This is a genomic window from Salmonella sp. 32020114201800008SM, assembly GCF_017572025.1.
GTDB lineage: Bacteria > Pseudomonadota > Gammaproteobacteria > Enterobacterales > Enterobacteriaceae > Salmonella > Salmonella enterica.
Genome location: NZ_JAGEQM010000002.1, coordinates 404,525 through 423,836 on the forward strand (window position 1 = coordinate 404,525; position 19,312 = coordinate 423,836).

17 protein-coding genes are annotated in these 19,312 nt (G+C 53.1%); 9 read left to right on the forward strand and 8 right to left on the reverse strand.

The window, feature by feature from the left end:
* Window positions 1–15: 15 nt before the first annotated feature.
* Both radA and nadR read left to right on the forward strand, forming a co-directional pair.
* Window positions 16–1,398 (forward strand): DNA repair protein RadA, encoded by a 1,383-nt coding sequence (gene radA / locus J4613_RS07975; RefSeq protein WP_001029720.1) that lies wholly within the window; start codon window positions 16–18, stop codon window positions 1,396–1,398.
* Between the two features lie 150 nt (window positions 1,399–1,548).
* Window positions 1,549–2,781, forward strand: coding sequence for a multifunctional transcriptional regulator/nicotinamide-nucleotide adenylyltransferase/ribosylnicotinamide kinase NadR (nadR, locus tag J4613_RS07980; RefSeq protein ID WP_000093829.1), 1,233 nt, complete (start codon window positions 1,549–1,551; stop codon window positions 2,779–2,781).
* 117 nt (window positions 2,782–2,898) lie between these two features.
* On the opposite strand, the gene ettA is transcribed toward nadR, so the two are convergent.
* Window positions 2,899–4,566 carry an energy-dependent translational throttle protein EttA gene (ettA, locus tag J4613_RS07985; protein ID WP_000046770.1) on the reverse strand — a complete coding sequence of 556 codons (1,668 nt, stop codon included), beginning with the start codon at window positions 4,564–4,566 and terminating at the stop codon, window positions 2,899–2,901.
* 208 nt (window positions 4,567–4,774) lie between these two features.
* Between ettA and sltY the strand changes: the two genes are divergently transcribed.
* Window positions 4,775–6,712, forward strand: a complete 1,938-nt coding sequence (sltY, locus tag J4613_RS07990; RefSeq protein WP_000373272.1) for a murein transglycosylase — start codon at window positions 4,775–4,777, stop codon at window positions 6,710–6,712.
* A gap of 57 nt (window positions 6,713–6,769) precedes the next feature.
* Window positions 6,770–7,096 carry a trp operon repressor gene (gene trpR / locus J4613_RS07995; protein WP_000192003.1) on the forward strand — a complete coding sequence of 109 codons (327 nt, stop codon included), beginning with the start codon at window positions 6,770–6,772 and terminating at the stop codon, window positions 7,094–7,096.
* A gap of 101 nt (window positions 7,097–7,197) precedes the next feature.
* On the opposite strand, the gene yjjX is transcribed toward trpR, so the two are convergent.
* The gene (gene yjjX / locus J4613_RS08000; RefSeq protein WP_000554315.1) at window positions 7,198–7,713 is read right to left on the reverse strand and encodes an inosine/xanthosine triphosphatase; all 516 of its coding nucleotides are present in this window, start codon (window positions 7,711–7,713) and stop codon (window positions 7,198–7,200) included.
* A gap of 48 nt (window positions 7,714–7,761) precedes the next feature.
* Between yjjX and gpmB the strand changes: the two genes are divergently transcribed.
* Window positions 7,762–8,409, forward strand: a complete 648-nt coding sequence (gene gpmB / locus J4613_RS08005) for a 2,3-diphosphoglycerate-dependent phosphoglycerate mutase GpmB (RefSeq protein WP_000942363.1) — start codon at window positions 7,762–7,764, stop codon at window positions 8,407–8,409.
* Here the strand turns inward: gpmB and robA are convergent.
* Window positions 8,406–9,275: an MDR efflux pump AcrAB transcriptional activator RobA gene (robA, locus tag J4613_RS08010; protein ID WP_111742485.1), complete on the reverse strand. Its 870-nt coding sequence runs from the start codon at window positions 9,273–9,275 to the stop codon at window positions 8,406–8,408. The two genes, gpmB and robA, sit on opposite strands and share 4 nt — an antisense overlap.
* Before the next feature lie 211 nt (window positions 9,276–9,486).
* On the opposite strand from robA, the gene creA reads away from it, so the two are divergent.
* Genes creA through creD form a run of 4 tightly spaced genes read left to right on the forward strand, consistent with a single transcriptional unit; the run spans window position 9,487 to window position 13,493 of the window.
* Window positions 9,487–9,960: a protein CreA gene (creA, locus tag J4613_RS08015; RefSeq protein WP_000875811.1), complete on the forward strand. Its 474-nt coding sequence runs from the start codon at window positions 9,487–9,489 to the stop codon at window positions 9,958–9,960.
* 12 nt (window positions 9,961–9,972) lie between these two features.
* Window positions 9,973–10,662, forward strand: coding sequence for a two-component system response regulator CreB (creB, locus tag J4613_RS08020; protein WP_001187046.1), 690 nt, complete (start codon window positions 9,973–9,975; stop codon window positions 10,660–10,662).
* Window positions 10,662–12,086: a two-component system sensor histidine kinase CreC gene (gene creC, locus J4613_RS08025; RefSeq protein WP_111742484.1), complete on the forward strand. Its 1,425-nt coding sequence runs from the start codon at window positions 10,662–10,664 to the stop codon at window positions 12,084–12,086. The genes creB and creC overlap by 1 nt, the downstream gene beginning before the upstream one ends.
* Before the next feature lie 57 nt (window positions 12,087–12,143).
* Window positions 12,144–13,493 (forward strand): cell envelope integrity protein CreD, encoded by a 1,350-nt coding sequence (gene creD / locus J4613_RS08030; RefSeq protein ID WP_111742483.1) that lies wholly within the window; start codon window positions 12,144–12,146, stop codon window positions 13,491–13,493.
* A 57-nt stretch (window positions 13,494–13,550) separates the two neighbouring features.
* On the opposite strand, the gene sthE is transcribed toward creD, so the two are convergent.
* The 5 genes from sthE to J4613_RS08055 form a co-directional block, all read right to left on the reverse strand.
* On the reverse strand, window positions 13,551–14,636 hold the full coding sequence (gene sthE / locus J4613_RS08035; RefSeq protein WP_021001129.1) for a fimbrial major subunit SthE: 1,086 nt from the start codon (window positions 14,634–14,636) through the stop codon (window positions 13,551–13,553).
* A gap of 40 nt (window positions 14,637–14,676) precedes the next feature.
* Window positions 14,677–15,234 carry a fimbrial protein gene (locus J4613_RS08040; protein ID WP_001056984.1) on the reverse strand — a complete coding sequence of 186 codons (558 nt, stop codon included), beginning with the start codon at window positions 15,232–15,234 and terminating at the stop codon, window positions 14,677–14,679.
* 17 nt (window positions 15,235–15,251) lie between these two features.
* Entirely contained in the window at window positions 15,252–17,789 is a 2,538-nt protein-coding gene (locus J4613_RS08045; protein WP_001160707.1) for a fimbrial outer membrane usher protein, read from the reverse strand.
* Window positions 17,790–17,834: 45 nt separating this feature from the next.
* Window positions 17,835–18,518, reverse strand: a complete 684-nt coding sequence (gene sthA, locus J4613_RS08050) for a fimbrial biogenesis chaperone SthA (RefSeq protein WP_111742482.1) — start codon at window positions 18,516–18,518, stop codon at window positions 17,835–17,837.
* 70 nt (window positions 18,519–18,588) lie between these two features.
* Window positions 18,589–19,134, reverse strand: a complete 546-nt coding sequence (locus J4613_RS08055) for a fimbrial protein (protein ID WP_001647479.1) — start codon at window positions 19,132–19,134, stop codon at window positions 18,589–18,591.
* Between the last annotated feature and the right edge of the window lie 178 nt (window positions 19,135–19,312).

Here is a 19,312-nt window from a genome sequence, read left to right on the forward strand (position 1 = left end):
CGAAAGAGGTAAAACGTGGCAAAAGCTCCAAAACGCGCCTTTGTTTGTAATGAATGTGGTGCCGATTACCCACGCTGGCAGGGGCAGTGCAGCGCCTGCCAGGCCTGGAACACCATTACCGAGGTGCGCCTTGCCGCGTCGCCGACGGTGGCGCGTAACGAACGTCTGAGCGGATACGCCGGCAGTGCGGGCGTATCAAAAGTGCAGAAACTGTCTGACATCAGTCTTGAGGAACTGCCGCGCTTTTCTACCGGTTTTAAAGAGTTTGACCGCGTGCTGGGCGGCGGGGTGGTACCCGGCAGCGCCATTTTGATTGGCGGTAACCCCGGCGCGGGCAAATCAACGTTGCTGCTGCAAACGCTGTGCAAGCTCGCCGAGCAGATGAAAACGCTGTACGTCACCGGCGAAGAGTCGCTACAGCAGGTGGCGATGCGTGCGCACCGTCTCGGCCTGCCGACCGCTAATCTGAATATGCTCTCCGAAACCAGCATCGAGCAGATCTGCCTGATAGCGGAAGAAGAACAGCCGAAACTGATGGTGATCGACTCCATACAGGTGATGCATATGGCGGACATCCAGTCGTCGCCAGGCAGCGTCGCCCAGGTCCGCGAAACGGCAGCCTACCTGACGCGCTTCGCCAAAACGCGTGGCGTGGCGATCGTGATGGTCGGCCACGTCACCAAAGACGGGTCGCTGGCCGGGCCGAAAGTGCTGGAACACTGTATCGATTGCTCAGTATTGCTCGACGGCGACGCCGATTCTCGTTTTCGCACGCTGCGCAGCCACAAAAACCGCTTTGGCGCAGTCAATGAGCTGGGCGTCTTCGCCATGACCGAACAGGGGTTGCGCGAAGTGAGCAATCCGTCCGCCATCTTTTTAAGCCGTGGCGATGAGGTCACTTCCGGCAGTTCAGTGATGGTCGTCTGGGAAGGCACGCGACCGTTGCTGGTGGAGATTCAGGCGCTGGTCGATCACTCGATGATGGCGAACCCCAGACGCGTGGCGGTCGGTCTGGAACAAAACCGTCTGGCAATCCTGCTAGCGGTGCTGCACCGACACGGCGGTCTACAAATGTCGGATCAGGACGTCTTCGTCAACGTGGTCGGCGGCGTGAAAGTCACCGAAACCAGCGCGGATCTGGCTTTACTGCTGGCGATGGTCTCCAGCCTGCGTGACAGGCCGTTGCCGCAGGATCTGGTGGTGTTTGGCGAAGTGGGGCTGGCAGGCGAGATTCGTCCGGTGCCGAGCGGGCAGGAGCGTATTTCCGAGGCGGCGAAACACGGTTTTCGTCGGGCGATTGTGCCTGCCGCCAACGTACCGAAAAAGCCGCCGGAAGGAATGCAGGTGTTCGGTGTTAAAAAGCTCGCAGATGCGTTAAGCGTGTTTGACGACTTATAATTTGCTGTATGTAGTGATGTTGTATAATTTGCCGGATGGCGACGCAATGCGTCTTATCCGGCCTACGGATTGATACGGATTGATGTTGTAGGCCTGATAAGCGAAGCGCCATCAGGCAGTGTTATGCGATTTTTCCAGCAGGAGGCTCTTGTGTCATCGTTCGACTATCTCAAAACCGCGATTAAGCAGCAAGGTTGCACTCTGCAACAGGTGGCTGACGCCAGCGGTATGACCAAGGGGTATCTGAGTCAGTTACTTAACGCCAAAATCAAAAGCCCCAGCGCGCAAAAACTGGAGGCGCTACACCGTTTTCTCGGGCTGGAGTTTCCCCGCCGGCAGAAAAACATTGGCGTGGTGTTCGGTAAATTTTATCCATTGCATACCGGACACATCTACTTGATCCAGCGCGCCTGTAGCCAGGTGGATGAGTTGCACATCATTATGGGATATGACGATACGCGCGACCGCGGGCTGTTTGAGGATAGCGCCATGTCGCAGCAGCCCACCGTGTCGGATCGCCTGCGCTGGTTGCTGCAAACCTTCAAATACCAAAAAAATATTCGCATCCACGCCTTTAATGAAGAGGGGATGGAGCCTTATCCGCATGGCTGGGACGTCTGGAGCAACGGCATTAAAGCGTTTATGGCAGAGAAGGGAATACAGCCGAGCTGGATCTACACTTCCGAAGAGGCTGATGCGCCGCAGTATCTTGAGCATTTAGGGATTGAGACGGTGCTGGTCGATCCTGAACGCACGTTTATGAATATCAGTGGGGCGCAAATCCGCGAAAATCCGTTTCGTTACTGGGAATATATTCCTACCGAAGTGAAGCCGTTTTTCGTGCGTACCGTCGCGATTCTGGGCGGGGAATCAAGCGGCAAGTCTACGCTGGTCAATAAGCTCGCCAATATTTTTAATACCACCAGCGCCTGGGAATATGGCCGCGACTATGTCTTTTCGCATCTGGGCGGCGATGAGATGGCGTTACAGTATTCCGACTACGATAAAATTGCGCTGGGCCATGCGCAATATATTGATTTCGCAGTGAAATATGCGAATAAAGTGGCGTTTATCGATACCGATTTCGTCACCACCCAGGCATTTTGCAAAAAATACGAAGGACGCGAGCATCCCTTTGTCCAGGCGCTGATCGACGAGTATCGCTTCGACCTGGTGATTTTGCTGGAGAATAATACGCCGTGGGTAGCTGACGGACTGCGAAGCCTGGGCAGTTCAGTGGATCGCAAAGCGTTCCAGAACCTGCTGGTCGAGATGCTGAAAGAGAACAACATTGAGTTCGTTCACGTTAAAGAGGCTGATTACGATGGTCGCTTTTTGCGCTGTGTGGAACTGGTGAAAGAGATGATGGGCGAGCAGGGATAAGAACCAATGCCTGATGCGACGCTTACCGCGTCTTATCAGGCCTACAGTTTCACAACGTACTGGAATCGCTGGGTTTGTAGGCCGGGTAAGCGCAAGCGCCACCCGGCATTCAGACATTTATTTGGCAATACGCTTGTACTTGATACGCTTCGGCTCCAGCGCCTCGGCGCCCAGCGTGCGTTTCTTGTACTCTTCGTATTCGGTAAAGTTGCCTTCGAAGAATTCCACCTTACCTTCATCCTGATAATCCAGAATGTGGGTGGCGATACGGTCAAGGAACCAACGGTCGTGCGAGATAACCATCGCGCAGCCAGGGAACTCCAGCAGGGCGTTTTCCAGCGCGCGCAGGGTTTCGATATCCAGGTCGTTCGTCGGTTCGTCGAGCAGCAGGACGTTGCCGCCCACCTGCAGCAGCTTCGCCAGATGCAAACGACCGCGCTCACCGCCGGACAGTTCGCCAACGCGTTTGCCCTGATCGACGCCTTTGAAGTTGAAGCGGCCTACATAGGCGCGGCTTGGCATTTCAGTGTTGCCGATCTTCATGATATCCAGCCCGCCGGACACTTCTTCCCAGACGGTTTTGCTGTTGTCCATCGCGTCGCGGAACTGATCGACCGAGGCCAGCTTGACGGTTTCACCCAGCGTAATGGTGCCGCTATCGGGCTGCTCCTGACCGGACATCATGCGGAACAGGGTCGATTTACCCGCGCCGTTTGGCCCGATGATCCCGACGATAGCGCCTTTCGGCACCGAGAAGCTCAGGTCGTCGATCAGTACGCGGTCGCCGTAGGATTTACGCAGGTTGCTGACTTCAATGACTTTGTCGCCCAGACGCGGTCCTGGTGGAATAAACAGTTCGTTGGTTTCGTTACGTTTCTGATACTCAACGCTGTTCAGTTCTTCAAAGCGAGCCAGACGCGCCTTACCTTTCGACTGACGGCCTTTCGCGCCCTGACGCACCCACTCCAGCTCTTTCTCAATGGATTTACGGCGCGCCGCTTCGGCAGACGCTTCCTGCGCCAGACGCTGATCTTTCTGCTCCAGCCAGGAGGAGTAGTTGCCTTCCCACGGAATACCTTCGCCGCGGTCAAGTTCCAGAATCCAGCCGGCGACGTTATCGAGGAAGTAACGGTCGTGGGTAATCGCCACGACGGTACCTTCGAAGTCGTGCAGGAAACGTTCCAGCCACGCAACAGATTCGGCATCCAGGTGGTTGGTGGGTTCGTCGAGCAGCAGCATGTCCGGCTTTTCCAGCAACAGACGGCACAGCGCCACGCGACGGCGCTCGCCGCCGGACAGTTTTTCGACTTTGGCATCCCAGTCCGGCAGACGCAGAGCGTCAGCAGCGCGCTCAAGCTGCACGTTCAGATTATGACCGTCGTGCGCCTGGATAATCTCTTCAAGTCGGCCCTGCTCTGCGGCCAGCTTGTCGAAGTCGGCATCCGGATCGGCATACAGCGCGTACACTTCATCCAGACGTTTGAGGGCGTTAACCACTTCCGAAACGGCCTCTTCAATCGACTCGCGTACCGTGTGTTCCGGGTTTAGCTGAGGTTCCTGCGGCAGGTAGCCAATCTTAATGCCGGGCTGCGGGCGCGCTTCGCCCTCGATATCTTTATCGAGCCCCGCCATGATGCGCAGCAGGGTAGACTTACCGGCGCCGTTAAGGCCCAGCACGCCGATTTTGGCGCCAGGGAAGAAGCTCAGCGAGATGTTTTTCAGAATATGACGTTTCGGCGGAACCACTTTGCCGACACGATGCATGGTATAAACGAATTGAGCCACGTTGGACTTCGCCTCTATGTTTATCGTGATGGTGAATAGATGTCAAAGGCGAAGTGTAGCCTTTTTCCCTGCCTAAGCCCAGCCAGCAGATCGCACTCGCAATAAAAGTAAAAAAGTGTCCGTAACGTGGCGCAAATGGCTATGACTGGTTAGCATAAATTCATTACGCGGCATGATGCTGCATTGGATAACAATTGAGGAAGTGCTTGTGGATAGAGCCAAACCATTTGTCTGGCGTCTCGTCGCCGCCAGCGTATGCCTGCTGACCTTTTGTCACCTCGCGCGGGCCGACTCACTGGAAGAGCAGCGTAACCGCTATGCGCAGATTAAGCAGGCCTGGGACAACCGCCAGATGGATGTGGTAGAGCAGATGATGCCGGGTCTGAAAGATTATCCGCTCTACCCGTATCTGGAATACCGTAAGATCACCGACGATTTGATGAACCAACCGGCGATTGCTGTCACGCAGTTTGTGCGCGCCAATCCTACGCTTCCGCCTGCGCGTACGCTGCAATCACGCTTCGTCAATGAGCTGGCGCGTCGTGAAGACTGGCGCGGCTTGCTGGCGTTTAGCCCGGAGAAACCCGGCACCACGGAAGCGCAATGTAACTATTACTACGCGAAATGGAGTACCGGGCAAACGGAAGCGGCCTGGCAGGGCGCGAAAGACCTTTGGCTGACCGGCAAAAGTCAGCCGAATGCCTGCGATAAACTGTTCAGTGTCTGGCGGGCCTCCGGCAAGCAAGACCCGCTGGCGTATCTGGAACGTATTCGGCTGGCGATGAAAGCCGGAAATACGGGGCTGGTTACGGTGCTGGCCGGACAGATGCCGGCGGAATATCAAACGATCGCCTCAGCGATCATTACCCTGGCTAATGACCCTAATAACGTGTTGACCTTCGCACGCACCACCGGCGCCACCGATTTTACCCGCCAGATGGCGGAAGTCGCGTTTGCCAGCGTCGCCCGCCAGGACGCGGAAAATGCACGTCTGATGATCCCCTCGCTGGTACAGGCGCAGAAACTTAATGAGGAACAAACGCAGGCGCTGCGCGATATCGTTGCCTGGCGACTGATGGGCAACGATGTGACCGATGCGCAGGCGAAATGGCGCGATGACGCGATTATGCGCTCGCAATCGACGTCGCTTATCGAACGGCGCGTGCGCATGGCGCTGGGGATGGGCGATCGTCGCGGTCTCAATACCTGGCTTGCCCGACTGCCAATGGAGGCGAAAGAGAAAGACGAGTGGCGTTACTGGCAGGCGGATTTATTGCTGGAACGCGGTCGTGACGCCGAAGCGAAAGAGATCCTTCATGCTTTAATGCAGAAGCGCGGTTTTTATCCGATGGTCGCGGCGCAGCGTTTAGGCGAAGAGTACACGCTTAAAATCGATAAAGCGCCCGCCAACGTAAACAGCGCGTTGACGCAGGGGCCGGAGATGGCACGTGTACGGGAGCTGATGTACTGGAACCTGGATAACACGGCGCGCAGCGAATGGGCGAATCTGGTAAAAAGCCGTAGTAAATCTGAACAGGCGCAGCTGGCGCGCTATGCGTTTAACCAGCACTGGTGGGATCTGAGCGTACAGGCGACGATCGCCGGAAAACTGTGGGATCATCTGGAGGAGCGTTTCCCGCTGGCGTATAACGATCTTTTTACCCGCTATACCCGCGGAAAAGATATCTCACAAAGCTATGCCATGGCGATTGCCCGCCAGGAGAGCGCCTGGAACCCGAAAGTAAAATCGCCGGTAGGGGCCAGCGGCTTAATGCAGATTATGCCGGGAACGGCCACCCATACGGTGAAAATGTTTTCGATTCCGGACTACCGCGGCCCCGGCCAACTGCTGGAGCCGGAGACCAACATCAACATTGGCACCAGCTATTTGCAGTATGTCTATCAGCAGTTTGGTAATAACCGTATTTTCGCCTCGGCGGCGTATAACGCCGGGCCGGGGCGCGTGCGCACCTGGCTTGGCAATAGCGCCGGGCGTATCGATGCCGTAGCGTTTGTCGAAAGCATTCCCTTTTCGGAAACGCGCGGCTACGTGAAAAACGTTCTGGCCTATGACGCTTACTATCGCCACTTTATGGGACAGAAAGAGGCCTTAATGAGCGACTCTGAGTGGCAGCGACGGTATTAATGCAGACGGGTTATGTTATCATTTGTACTCGTGTAACAGTACAAACGGCGGTATAACATGACCCAGCATTCCCCTTATTCATCGGCTATCGCCGAACAACGTAATCAGGAGTGGCTTCGTTTTGTGGAGTTACTCCGTCAGGCATATGCAGAGGATCTGCATCTGCCTTTATTACAACTGATGCTTACGCCGGACGAGCGTGAAGCGCTGGGAACGCGCGTGCGCATTATTGAGGAGTTGCTGCGTGGCGAAATGAGCCAGCGCGAGTTGAAAACCGAGCTGGGGGCGGGCATCGCCACCATCACGCGCGGGTCAAACAGCCTGAAATCCGCGCCGGTTGAACTGCGTCATTGGCTTGAGAACGTACTGCTGAAAAACGCCTGATTTGCTCGTAGGCCGGATAAGGCGAAGCGGCCATCCGGCAACATCGCCGCGAAATGCCTGATGGCGCTGTGCTTATCAGGCTTACAATATAGCGCAAATAATTATCGATACACCGCGTTATGAAACGGGCTGAGCGCCAGGATCACCGCCTGGTAGTAAACGCTGGAGCGCGTTAATTTTCCGGCGGTAAATACGCCAATGGCGCCCTCTTTACGACCAATCTCATCAATACCTGTGTACTGCGACATTACCGGGCCAAGCGCTTCTCCCTGGCGGACTCTGTCGAGAATGACGGCGGGCAGCGGCAGCGTGGCCGATCGCGCTTCACCGCGCTGAACGCCGTTATCAATCACCACCCAACTGAAGGTGGCGTCATCGTCAATTCCGGCTTCAATGGCTACCCAGAAATCAGCTTGTGGATGCAGGCGTCGCGCATTACCCACGCGATTTCGTGCGCCAGCACGCGTTTCCTCGCTTCCGAAGGGCTGCTCCGGTACGCCGCTCTCGACGGCGACGGGCGTAATATGGCACGATCCTTCGCCGAAAATCTCTTCAAATGCCTGTAGAATTGCCTGAATTTTGGCAGGATTGGTGGTCGCAGAGATAACCTGGTGCATAATTAAGCTCAGTTTTAAAAATTTATCGCAGTATAACGGAAAAAAAACATGTTACAGGTATACCTTGTTCGCCACGGTGAAACGCAGTGGAACGCCGAGCGACGTATTCAGGGTCAATCGGACAGTCCCCTGACAGCAAAAGGCGAGCAGCAGGCCATGCAGGTAGGAGAACGCGCCCGCAGCCTCGGCATCACCCATATCATCAGCAGCGATTTAGGCCGCACAAAACGCACGGCGGAGATTATCGCCCAGGCGTGCGGGTGTGATATCACCTTTGACTCCCGCCTGCGCGAGCTGGATATGGGCGTGCTGGAAAAGCGCCAGATCGATTCGCTGACGGAAGAAGAAGAGGGCTGGCGTCGTCAGCTGGTCAACGGCACGCAGGATGGCCGCATTCCCGGTGGGGAATCGATGCAGGAGTTGAGCGATCGCGTTCATGCCGCGCTGGCGTCCTGTCTGGAGCTACCGCAGGGCAGCCGACCTTTATTGGTCAGTCACGGTATCGCGTTGGGCTGTCTGGTCAGTACTATACTGGGACTACCCGCCTGGGCGGAACGCCGGTTACGTTTGCGCAACTGCTCTATTTCCCGCATCGATTACCAGGAAAGTCAGTGGCTGGCGTCTGGGTGGGTGGTAGAAACCGCAGGGGACGTTTCGCATCTGGACGCCCCTGCATTGGATGAGCTACAGCGTTAACGGCGAATCGGGATCAGAAATTCGCAGCGCAGGTTGATAGGGCGATCGCCGGTTTTGGTATCGTCTGACGGGTAGTATCGCTCTATATCCTGTCCTTTACGACGGGTCAGATTCAGCATTGGCATACAGGTGCCGTAAACGGTCAGGATAAAATCCTGCACGCCGGTTCCTAACCCTTCATAGGTGAACATGACGTATTCACCGCCCTGCAACAGCACAGGATGCGCCGACTGAACATAGCCATCGGCCTGCTCTTGCGGCAGTGCGGTGGTATAGAATACTTCCTGCTCATCGTCTTTCTCCATGCTGGGGCGCGTTTCATTAAGCCCATAAAGCACTGGCGGAATAGTTGGCGAATGACCGAGGAAATCATGCCAGAATTGCACGCGCATTTCGTGGCGGAAGTCGGAAATCTGTTCCAGCGAGCAGGAATAGCTCTGCGTGACGCCAAGGAGCGGCGTATCTTCCAGCGTAACGAACTGATGTTCCGGCACGGTAAACTCGCCCAGCCGTAATGGCGGGCGAATGCCAAAGGCGCTCCATTCCGAGGAGCGACGATACAGCGCTGGCGTCTGGGAAAACTGTTTCTTAAAGGCGCGCGTAAAGGTTTGCTGAGAATCGAAGCGGTACTGAAGAGCAATATCCAGAATTGGACGCGCGGTCAAACGCAGCGCCACTGCTGATTTCGATAAACGACGGGCGCGGATGTAAGCGCCAATGGCGTGGCCCGTCACGTCCTTAAACATTCTCTGCAGGTGCCACTTGGAATAGCCTGCTTTTGCCGCCACATTGTCAAGTGACAGCGGCTGATCCAGATGACCTTCCAGCCAGATTAACAGGTCGCGAATTATGCCAGCCTGATCCATAAAATATCCCCATCCTTTCAACAACGAGCACCCGATATCAGGTAAGAGGATAATAGCATTTTTTGTTCTTTTAGCATTCAGTGTTTTTTTTGAGCTTAAATGCTTTTTTTAGGCAACGTGACAGGTAATTATTCTAATCCTGTGATCTATAACCATTTTATTTTAGAATGTCTAATAATTACGCAACGTAACTTTTATGAATGGTAACAATATGAAATACAAGAGCTTAGTACTTTTCTCAATTTTGTTGCTGCTGGGGCAGAGCGCCCGCGCGGAACAAATTGGTTCAGTCGATACGGTATTTAAAATGTTCGGTCCTGACCATAAAATCGTGGTGGAAGCTTTTGACGATCCTGATGTCAAAAACGTGACGTGCTATGTTAGCCGGGCGAAAACGGGCGGCATAAAAGGCGGATTAGGGCTGGCGGAAGATACGTCTGACGCCGCTATCTCTTGCCAGCAGGTCGGGCCTATTGAACTGAGCGACAAAATTAAGAACGGCAAGGCGCAGGGAGAGGTGGTTTTCAAAAAACGCACCTCATTGATATTTAAGTCATTGCAGGTTGTGCGTTTCTATGATGAGAAACGCAACACGCTGGCGTATCTGGCCTACTCCGACAAAGTAGTCGATGGGTCGCCGAAGAACGCCATCAGCGCGGTGCCGGTCATGCCGTGGCGACAATAACAGGGAAAGAGTATGCAGCAACCGCAGGTCTGGTTAGTCGAGGATGAACAGGGAATCGCCGATACGCTCATCTACACCCTGCAACTGGAAGGGTTTACCGTTGAGCTATTCGCTCGCGGGCTGCCCGCGCTGGAAAAAGCGCGTCAGCAACGGCCGGATGCGGTGATTCTCGATGTGGGACTACCGGATATCAGCGGCTTTGAGCTGTGTCGGCAGTTGCTGGAACGCCATCCTGCGCTGCCGATTCTTTTCCTGACTGCCCGTAGCGATGAAGTGGATCGATTGCTTGGTCTGGAGATCGGCGCAGATGATTATGTCGCCAAGCCGTTCTCGCCGCGCGAAGTGAGCGCCCGCGTGCGCACGCTGTTGCGTCGGGTGAAAAAGTTTGCTGCTCCGTCGCCGGTGGTGCGTACCGGACATTTTGAGCTCAATGAACCGGCGGCGCAGATCGCCTGGTTTGGTACGCCGCTCTCGCTGACGCGTTATGAGTTTCTGCTTCTTAAAACCCTGCTGCTGTCGCCGGAGCGCGTGTACTCGCGTCAGCAATTGATGGATATTGTTTGGTCTGATGCCCAGGAGACCTTCGATCGGACGGTCGATACACACATCAAAACCCTGCGCGCTAAGCTACGCGCGATCAACCCGGATCTCTCGCCAATTAACACGCATCGTGGAATGGGATACAGCCTGAGGAGCGTCTGATGCGCATCGGAATGCGTTTGCTACTGGGCTACTTTCTTATTGTCGCCGTCGCCGCCGTGTTTGTGCTGTCTATCTTTGTTCAGGAGATAAAGCCGGGCGTCCGCCGCGCGACGGAAGGGACGCTGATTGACACCGCAACGCTGCTGGCGGCGCTGGCCCGCGACGATCTCCTTTCCGGCAACCCGACTGACGGCCAGTTGGCGAAGGCATTCGCCCAGCTGCAACATCGCCCGTTTCGCGCCAATATCAGCGGGATCGTCAAAGTGCGCAATGAATACCATGTCTACATGACGGATGCGCAGGGGAAGGTGTTGTTTGATTCGGAAAACAAAGCGGTGGGGCAGGATTATTCTCGCTGGAATGACGTCTGGCTTACGCTGCGCGGACAGTATGGCGCCCGCAGCACGGCAAAAGATGCTGCCGATCCCAATAGCACGGTGATGTACGTAGCCGCGCCGATAATCAGCGATGGACGGATTATCGGCGTCCTGACTGTCGGCAAACCGAATGCGGCAATGGCGCCGGTGATTAAGCGCAGCGAACGGCGCATTCTGTGGGCCAGCGCCGTTTTACTGGGAATTGCGCTGGCGATTGGCGCGGGGATGGTCTGGTGGATTAACCGCTCCATCGCCCGGTTGACGCGCTATGCGGATTCTGTCACCGAAAACCGCCCGCTTGCGTTACCTGCATTAGGCAGCAGCGAGCTGCGTAAACTGGCGCAGGCGCTGGAGAGTATGCGCATTAAGCTGGAAGGCAAGAATGAGATTGAGCAGTATGTGTATGCGTTGACTCATGAGCTGAAAAGTCCGCTGGCGGCGATACGCGGCGCGGCGGAGATTCTGCGTGAAGGACCGCCCGCGGATGTGGTTACCCGCTTTACAGAGAATATACTGGCGCAAAATACGCGAATGCAGGCGCTGGTAGAAACCCTGCTGCGCCAGGCGCGGCTGGAAAACCGACAGGATATCCCTCTCGCGCCGGTTGCTGTTGATGAGCTATTTACGCAGCTTAGCGAGGCGCGCAGTATTCAGTTGGCGGCAAAAAATATCACGCTTACTCTACGGTCTTCCTCGCTGGTTGTCGTCGCCGACGCGGAGCTTCTGGCGCAGGCGCTGGGCAATGTGTTGGACAATGCCATCGACTTTACGCCTGAAAATGGCGTTATCACATTAAGCGCTCAGCCGATGGGGGAGAAAGCGATCCTGCAGGTGACGGATTCCGGCTGTGGTATTCCTGATTTTGCGCTGCCGCGCATTTTCGACCGATTCTATTCGTTGCCCCGTGAAAACGGGCGTAAAAGCAGCGGGCTTGGGCTGGCGTTTGTCAGCGAGGCGGCGCGGCTCCTCAACGGTGAGGTGACGTTGTGCAATCGTCCCGAAGGCGGCGTGCTGGCCTCGTTGACACTTCACCGTCACTTCACATAACTTCAAATTCTCCCCACATCGCGTTCTTACACTGCTGGCATTGCAAAGGAGAACGCTATGTTGAAATCCCCCCTGTTGTGGAAAATGATTACGTTAGGCGGCGCCATGATCCTGCTGTTAATTCCCCTGATGATGGTACGGCACACCATCGTGGAGCGTGCTGATTATCGAAGCCATGTGGAGAATGCTATTCGTCAGAGTACCAGCGGCCCACAAAAGGTTGTCGGCCCGCTGGTGGCGATTCCGGTGACAGAGCTCTATACCGTGCTGGAAGAGGAGAAAGAGGTCCAGTATAAGCGCAGCTATCTCTATTTTTGGCTGCCGGAGTCGCTATTGGTCGAAGGCAATCAAAACGTTGAAGCGCGAAAAATAGGTATTTATCAGGGGCAGGTGTGGCATACCGATATGGCGATAAAGGCGGAGTTTGATGTGGCCCGTCTGCATGAGCTGAACAGACCGAACATTACCCTTGGAAAGCCCTTTATCGTCGTGGGCGTCGGCGATGCGCGCGGTATCAGCGCAGTAAAAGCGCCGCAGGTGAATGGTGAAATGCTCACTGTAGAACCGGGGACCGGCTTACCGGAAAGTAGAGAGGGCATTCATATCCCGCTGCCGGACAGTCAGTGGGCGACGCGCAACCTGACGTTGGCGATGTCGTTAAATTTAAGCGGAACCGGCAGCTTTTCACTGGTTCCCGTCGGGCGTAGCAGTGAAATGACCCTGACCAGTAACTGGCCGCACCCAAATTTTGTGGGGGATTTTCTTCCCGGTAAACGCGATATCAGCGGTTCAGGATTTCAGGCCCAGTGGCAAACCAGCCGGTTTGCCACGAATCTCGGCGAACAGTTTGCTGATGCGCAAAAGGTGGATTGGGACAACTTACCGGCGTTTAGCGTCGCTGTATCGACGCCAGCCGATCAGTATCAACTGACGGACAGAGCGACGAAATATGCCATTTTGTTGATTACGCTAACGTTTATGGCTTTCTTTGTCTTCGAAACCCTGACGGGGCAGCGGTTACACCCGATGCAGTATCTGCTGGTGGGGTTATCGCTGGTGATGTTCTACCTGCTGTTGCTGGCACTGTCGGAACATATCGGTTTCACGCCAGCCTGGATCGCCGCAAGCCTGGTGGGCGCGTTGATGAATAGCGTTTATTTGCAGGCGGTGCTGAAAGGATGGCGCAATAGCGTACTGTTTACGTTAGCGTTATTGGCGCTGGATGGCGTGATGTGGGGATTGCTGCGTTCGGAAGATAGCTCGTTGCTTCTGGGGACCGGCGTTCTGCTACTGGCGCTTGGCGGCGTGATGTTCCTGACGCGCCATCTGGACTGGTATTCGCTCTCTTGTCAGCAACGTAAGTCATTACCGCCAGTAAAAGATGACGAATTACGTTTGTGGAAATAAATTTTACGGGCGCGCGCGTTAACGTTTTCCCGCGCAGCGCCAGAAAATGTGATGCCGTTAGTTATAGGTCAGGTTTAATGTTGCCGTGGCATTCGCTTGCCCGGCTGTTACCGTGGCGGCGGTTTTATAGTAGCGCGCGCTAATTTTCAGGGTGGTGGACATATTCATGGTTCCGCCGTTAACCGTCTGGCTGCCATCGGCATTGGTGGTAATCGTGTGAGTAAAGAGATCAATTTTTTGATTGATTGGCAAACTGTCGGTAAAGAAACCGGCGTCCGGCGCCTGAATACCCAACTGTACGCCAACGCCGGTTGCGCTGGTTGGCGCGCTCGCATTGCTCAACTGGATGACTGAATTATCAGGGTTATTTCCGCTGGCCGGTTGGGCGCTTAACGATGCGGAAATAGCGGTGCCTTGTTCGCAGGTCAATAGGATATCCTGCTCGCCTGTGCCCGCGGTTTGACTGTTAGCGAAACTGCCTAAATTGACGCTGCCTAAATCCACGGTGATGGCAGGTGTTTCTACCCGACATCCCATCGCTTTCATAATCAATTGCGTATTCCCCAAATACAGATGGGTCAGGATATCGCCGCCGGAGTCTTCCGTTGCGCTATCGCGAAAAGATACGCGCGCCAGTGGGCTTTGGAATGTCGCGGTACCGGAGGTGATCGGACCGCCTAAGGCGACCAGTTCAACATTGTAGGCGGGAGCCATCGCATGGTGTGTTTTATTGCCATCGCCATTATGGTAGGTATTATCGATTGGCATGACATTATCGTAAGGGCCAGCATTCGTTTGGGTTTTAATCGCAATGCCCACGCCGGAAATCCCGGTGCTAAATACCGGCGTGTTGTTCCCGTCATTCGCATTGATTGTCGCTGATGCATTTGACTGCGCGCTACCGGGTTCATATAAAAAACCGACCTTATAATCGCGACTACAGCCATCCATTGTGACTTCGGAGGTGGAAACCCAGCCCGATTGCCACAACACTTCGCCTGCGGTATAGGCGTGGCTATCCACCACAAGCTGCGACGGCGGGGTGATAGTGATCGCGCCTTCATTTCCGGAACGTTTACAGGAGGCGTAACCATGACCGGAATACGCGAACAGCAGAATAAGCGCCAGATATAACCTTCTCATGAAAAATTCCTGCTTTTATACCAGGTGAAATAGAAAGATGTTATTGCCATGCGATAGTGATCGTCACAACGGACGTGAAATCCCCTGCCGTGACTTTTCCATACGGGGTATACATCCTTGCGGCGACAGGCAAATTGGCTTCATGGGTATTACTGTTGATATCCACCGTGTAAGTGACGTTGTTGGCCAGATTGACCAGACTTTTACCGTCCAGGTTAAAAAGCTGTAATCCTAAATCCTGCGCCGGATTGGCCGCGCTGTTTGCATAAATCGCAGAAGCATAATTTGGATCGGGATAAGGTACGCCGTTAAATGAAATCGCGGCTTTTGTGGTCGTTGCCGGGCAATTCGTCATTTTTATGGTGAAAGGAATGGTGGCGGTATTGCCGCCGGCCACGGCGATATCCGCCCGGGCATATTGTCCAAGAGAGAGCGTGTCGGGGACCGTCACGGTACACGGATCGGCATAAATTAATCCCGTAACGTTAATGTCTACGGCATCTGCGGTATTGTATGCCGCGCTGATCGATGGCGACCATAATGCCAGACCCGTGAACGTTAACAGGGCGGCTAATGCAGCAAATCTGTTCATATTCATCTTTTATCCCACCAGAATCACTGGCATTGCTCGTGTAAGATTTCTACGCCAGAAGCGGAGGGGGAGCTCGGTATACGATAAGAGACCTGACACCGGTCTGCTGCTGTTGGTCCCCACTTCACTAATAACCGCCCTTGTTTTTCCAGTCCGGTTAACCAGGCCTGCCCCGCATCACCAACAAAACTGCTGTGATTGTCTGGTTTTGTTAAAGACGAGACGGTCGCGCCAAAAGGAACAGGCAGATTGTTTATGCGGGTTAATACCATCAATGCCTTGTAACCAATATTGGTTTTATATTCAGCCCTGACCACCGCGCCACGGGTAGGCACCAGCGTTTTACTGGTATCAATGAGCTCAATATTTTTTCTAATGCCAGTCGTATCTAAAGAGACTTCATTACGATGGTAAGGCGAAGCATAAGGTACGACGGCATAACCCCGAAAATCGGTGTCCACGCCCGTTTCGTTATTCACGGGGACACCCGCTGCGCCAGGGGCTTTAACCAATATGATGGTGTCGTCCATTGGCTGGGATAGTGTCAGGCCATTTCGATGTAACAGTACGCCGCCCTGAACGCCATAATTCAGGCGACGCATATGATTATCGTAGCTATATCCGCCGTTAATATCCGCATACGTCCCGTTATAGGTTGCGCTCACATTACCGCTGGTGGCTTTCTCTTGAGAGGAATAACCTTCCTGAACGCTCCATGAGAGATTTTTCTGTGCCAGCGCTGTTCCGTTTAAACCGACAGTATGCGTGGTATCGCCGTCTTTCGCGGAGTTCATATTGTAGGTGGCATACGTTGACGGCATAAAGGCATCTAACGGAATACTAATATTGATTGAAATTTGCTGGTCATTACTGTCTTCCGTATCGTCGTCTTCATCCTGAGAATTATCGGCGTTCAGCGTATAAGAATAGTTAATGCCATAGCTTACGTTATGCCATGTGTTGTTATAGCCAATACCTAATGATGTGGTATGAGTGTCATTCCAGTAATCTTCATTATATAAAGTGAGTGAAATGGAACCGTAGATAATGTCTTGCGATAACGACAGGTCGGTGCGATTACGTACATGATCATAGTGACTATTATCGCTATAGGTATCCAGCACATCCTCAAGAGCGTAGTAATCTTTGGTCGAATAACGGTAGCCGGCGACAGTGAAATTGGTGCCTGTTGACTGAATATCTTTGCTGTAACGAATACGCCAGGATTGTCCGGTAAGCGTATCGCTAACCACATCGCCTGCTTTAATTTTTGACCATGAGTTGGTGACGTCTAAAGACAATGCGCCCAGATCGCCAAGGTTTAAGCCTGTCCCGATGAGCGCCGCATGATAAACATCATTGCTCAGCGTACTCTCTATTCCGCCATAGGCGGTTATGCCGCCTGCTAATCCGTATAAGGCCGTCAGTTCAGCGAAGTTCTGTTGCGCGGAATGCGTATCTGATGAACGCGTGCGGCCTACCGTCAGGTCGTATTTCAGGTGGCCTTCACGCTGTAATACCGGAACGCTGGCGTAGGGCACAATGAAATGCTGTTCAGAACCATCGGATTCTTTGATGGTGACGTACAGGTCGCCCGAACCGCCGGTTGGATAAAGATCGTTGATGGCGAATGGACCCGCCGGAACGTTAGTTTTGTAGATGGTATAACCGTTTTGTTCAACGGTTACCTGCGCGCTGCTTTTGGCCACCCCGCGAATGACCGGGGCGAACCCTTTCATACTGTCCGGCAACATATCGTCATCAGAAGAGATCTGTACGCCCTTAAATGAAATACTGTCAAAGACGTCCGCGGGCGTGTTATTTTCCCCGGCGATCAGCTGTCCTTTTAAAAATTCGATATCGCGAGAAACATAGGTGTAGGCAGAATCCCAGCTATTTTGCCCATCGCTATCATGATTCCAGGTTGAGTAGTTACGAAAACGCCATGCGCCAATGTTAATACCAGGGCGCAGGTTAGCGTATTCGCTATTTTCCGTCCGGTTTTCATCAATATCGTGATCCTGCGATCCGGTAAAACTGTAGTTCAGCAAAAAAGCATTAATGCCTTCATCCCATTCGCTGGTAGGGACGAATTCTCGCGGGTCGGCGATCAACGCGATTTGAGGGATCGCTAAATCCAGCCGGTTACCGATGACATTAAACTTTGCTACAGCGCCAGCCAGCAGACTAAGATCGGTACACCCGTTTGGGTCATTTTTAAGCTCGGGGAAGTTTTCTGTTTTTACGCCCCACTGCTTGAGTTGTTCAACGCTAAGACACGGCTGTAGGGAGAGCTTATTATCTGCTGATTTTTTATTTTTAAAGGCAATATTTTTTGTTTCAACACTGGTGTTATTAATATAAATATCAACGTTATAGGTGCCTTCTGCCTGCCCCCCCTTTTCGAAAACCGATAGATCGACATTCTCCACGCCCGGTTCATCATTTTCCAACGATAATGGATTAAAATGATCATGCGCTAACGCTGGTTTTATGGAACAGCATATAAAGAGAAACGATAACGCTAATTGAGAACGGGGCTCTACTCTGGAGAATTGCACAGTAAAAGTCCTGAAAGGGTAAAAGTAAAGTGAAGTCGTTAATGGCTAGAATGAACCGGAATGCGGCTCTAAACTCATCCCATAATCGCTGATTAATCGCCACGTTACCGTGCCATGAGGGGCGGCAGTAGAACCCAATTTAAATGACGCTGATGATTTTGGCGGAACGAAGGTCGCTGATTTCACTTCATGGTTGTTAAGCGTCACACTGGCAAAGTTCATATAATAGGGGGTAGGGTTATTTACGGTAATAACATCCCCTGCCGTCTGCCATTTTAATTGTTGGCTCTGGCTATCAGGCGTCGATTTTGTTAATGCTGGCGGTCGATAAATAAGCTTTATTTGGGTATTAATGGAGATTTCCACGCGGTTCGCGGAGGCATTATCATCAATAGAAGGAATACCCTTGATATTGAGCCAGTACATAGACTCCCGATCTGCAGGTAGGGGGGCGCCAGAGCGAATAACCTGAATGCTGTTCTTTTGCCCGGCATCAAGGCGAAAAAGAGGCGGGGTGATAATAAACGCCTGCTTATTTGTGACCTGGGGATCGGCAACCGATAACCATGACTGAACAAGATTCGCTTTGCTGTCTTTATTCTCTACATTGATTGACGACTCATCATTATTGCCGTCGAAAACCAGTCGGGTTCCGCCAACAACAATGCTGGCATGGGCAACATGGCTTGTCAGTAATACGACCAACACGGATTTCTTTATGTGTTTCATTTTTTACTCTGTAAAGATGTTTTACGCTATGGACTGGCATCCTGCCTGTCCACATCAGGATGAGAATGCCTTACTGATACGAAACGGTATACGTAACCTGAGTGCTAACATCTCCACCGGTTACGGTTGCGGAACCATCGTTTGCCATGGCGGCGTAATAGGTAAAGTCTGCTGTCGAGCCGTCGGTTGGCAGGTTCACTGCGGCATCATCCGTGTTATCTGTCACATCGCTATGTGAAGCGTTCTGAATAGAAATACCGACACCCGCGGCGCCCGTTTCCGATCCTTCGTCCGCGTTTTTGAAGTACGTTGGGTTGGAATCATCTGTTGCGCCGTGGAAGCGGAACATGGCCTGGGTTGGTACGCCAGTCCCTGCTTCCGGGCAGCTAACCAGGCTTACGATAAACGGCACGTAATCGGTTGTGGCGCCTTTTTCCGCGATGCGTTCTTTGCTGTAATTACCTAAATCAATGGTGGTATCCGTGGAGCCATTAACCTGAACCGTACACGCCTGATCGTAAATTTTGCCATTGAACGTAATCGTGTTCTGGGCAAATACCGGTGTGGATGCTACGGCAGTTAACATTGCCAGGATGATAATTTTCTTATTAAACATATTAATTGTTGCCTGATTCTATTCGCTGAAAAATAAAGATAGCCATATAAAATAAAATATTATATTTTACTCTGTATGCGCTTCTTTCTGTTCTGTAGATAAGCAGGCGGCTATTCTACGTATATCAACTATGAACTCAATAAAAATTCTGATGCAATATTGAACGGCAGTCCAGTTT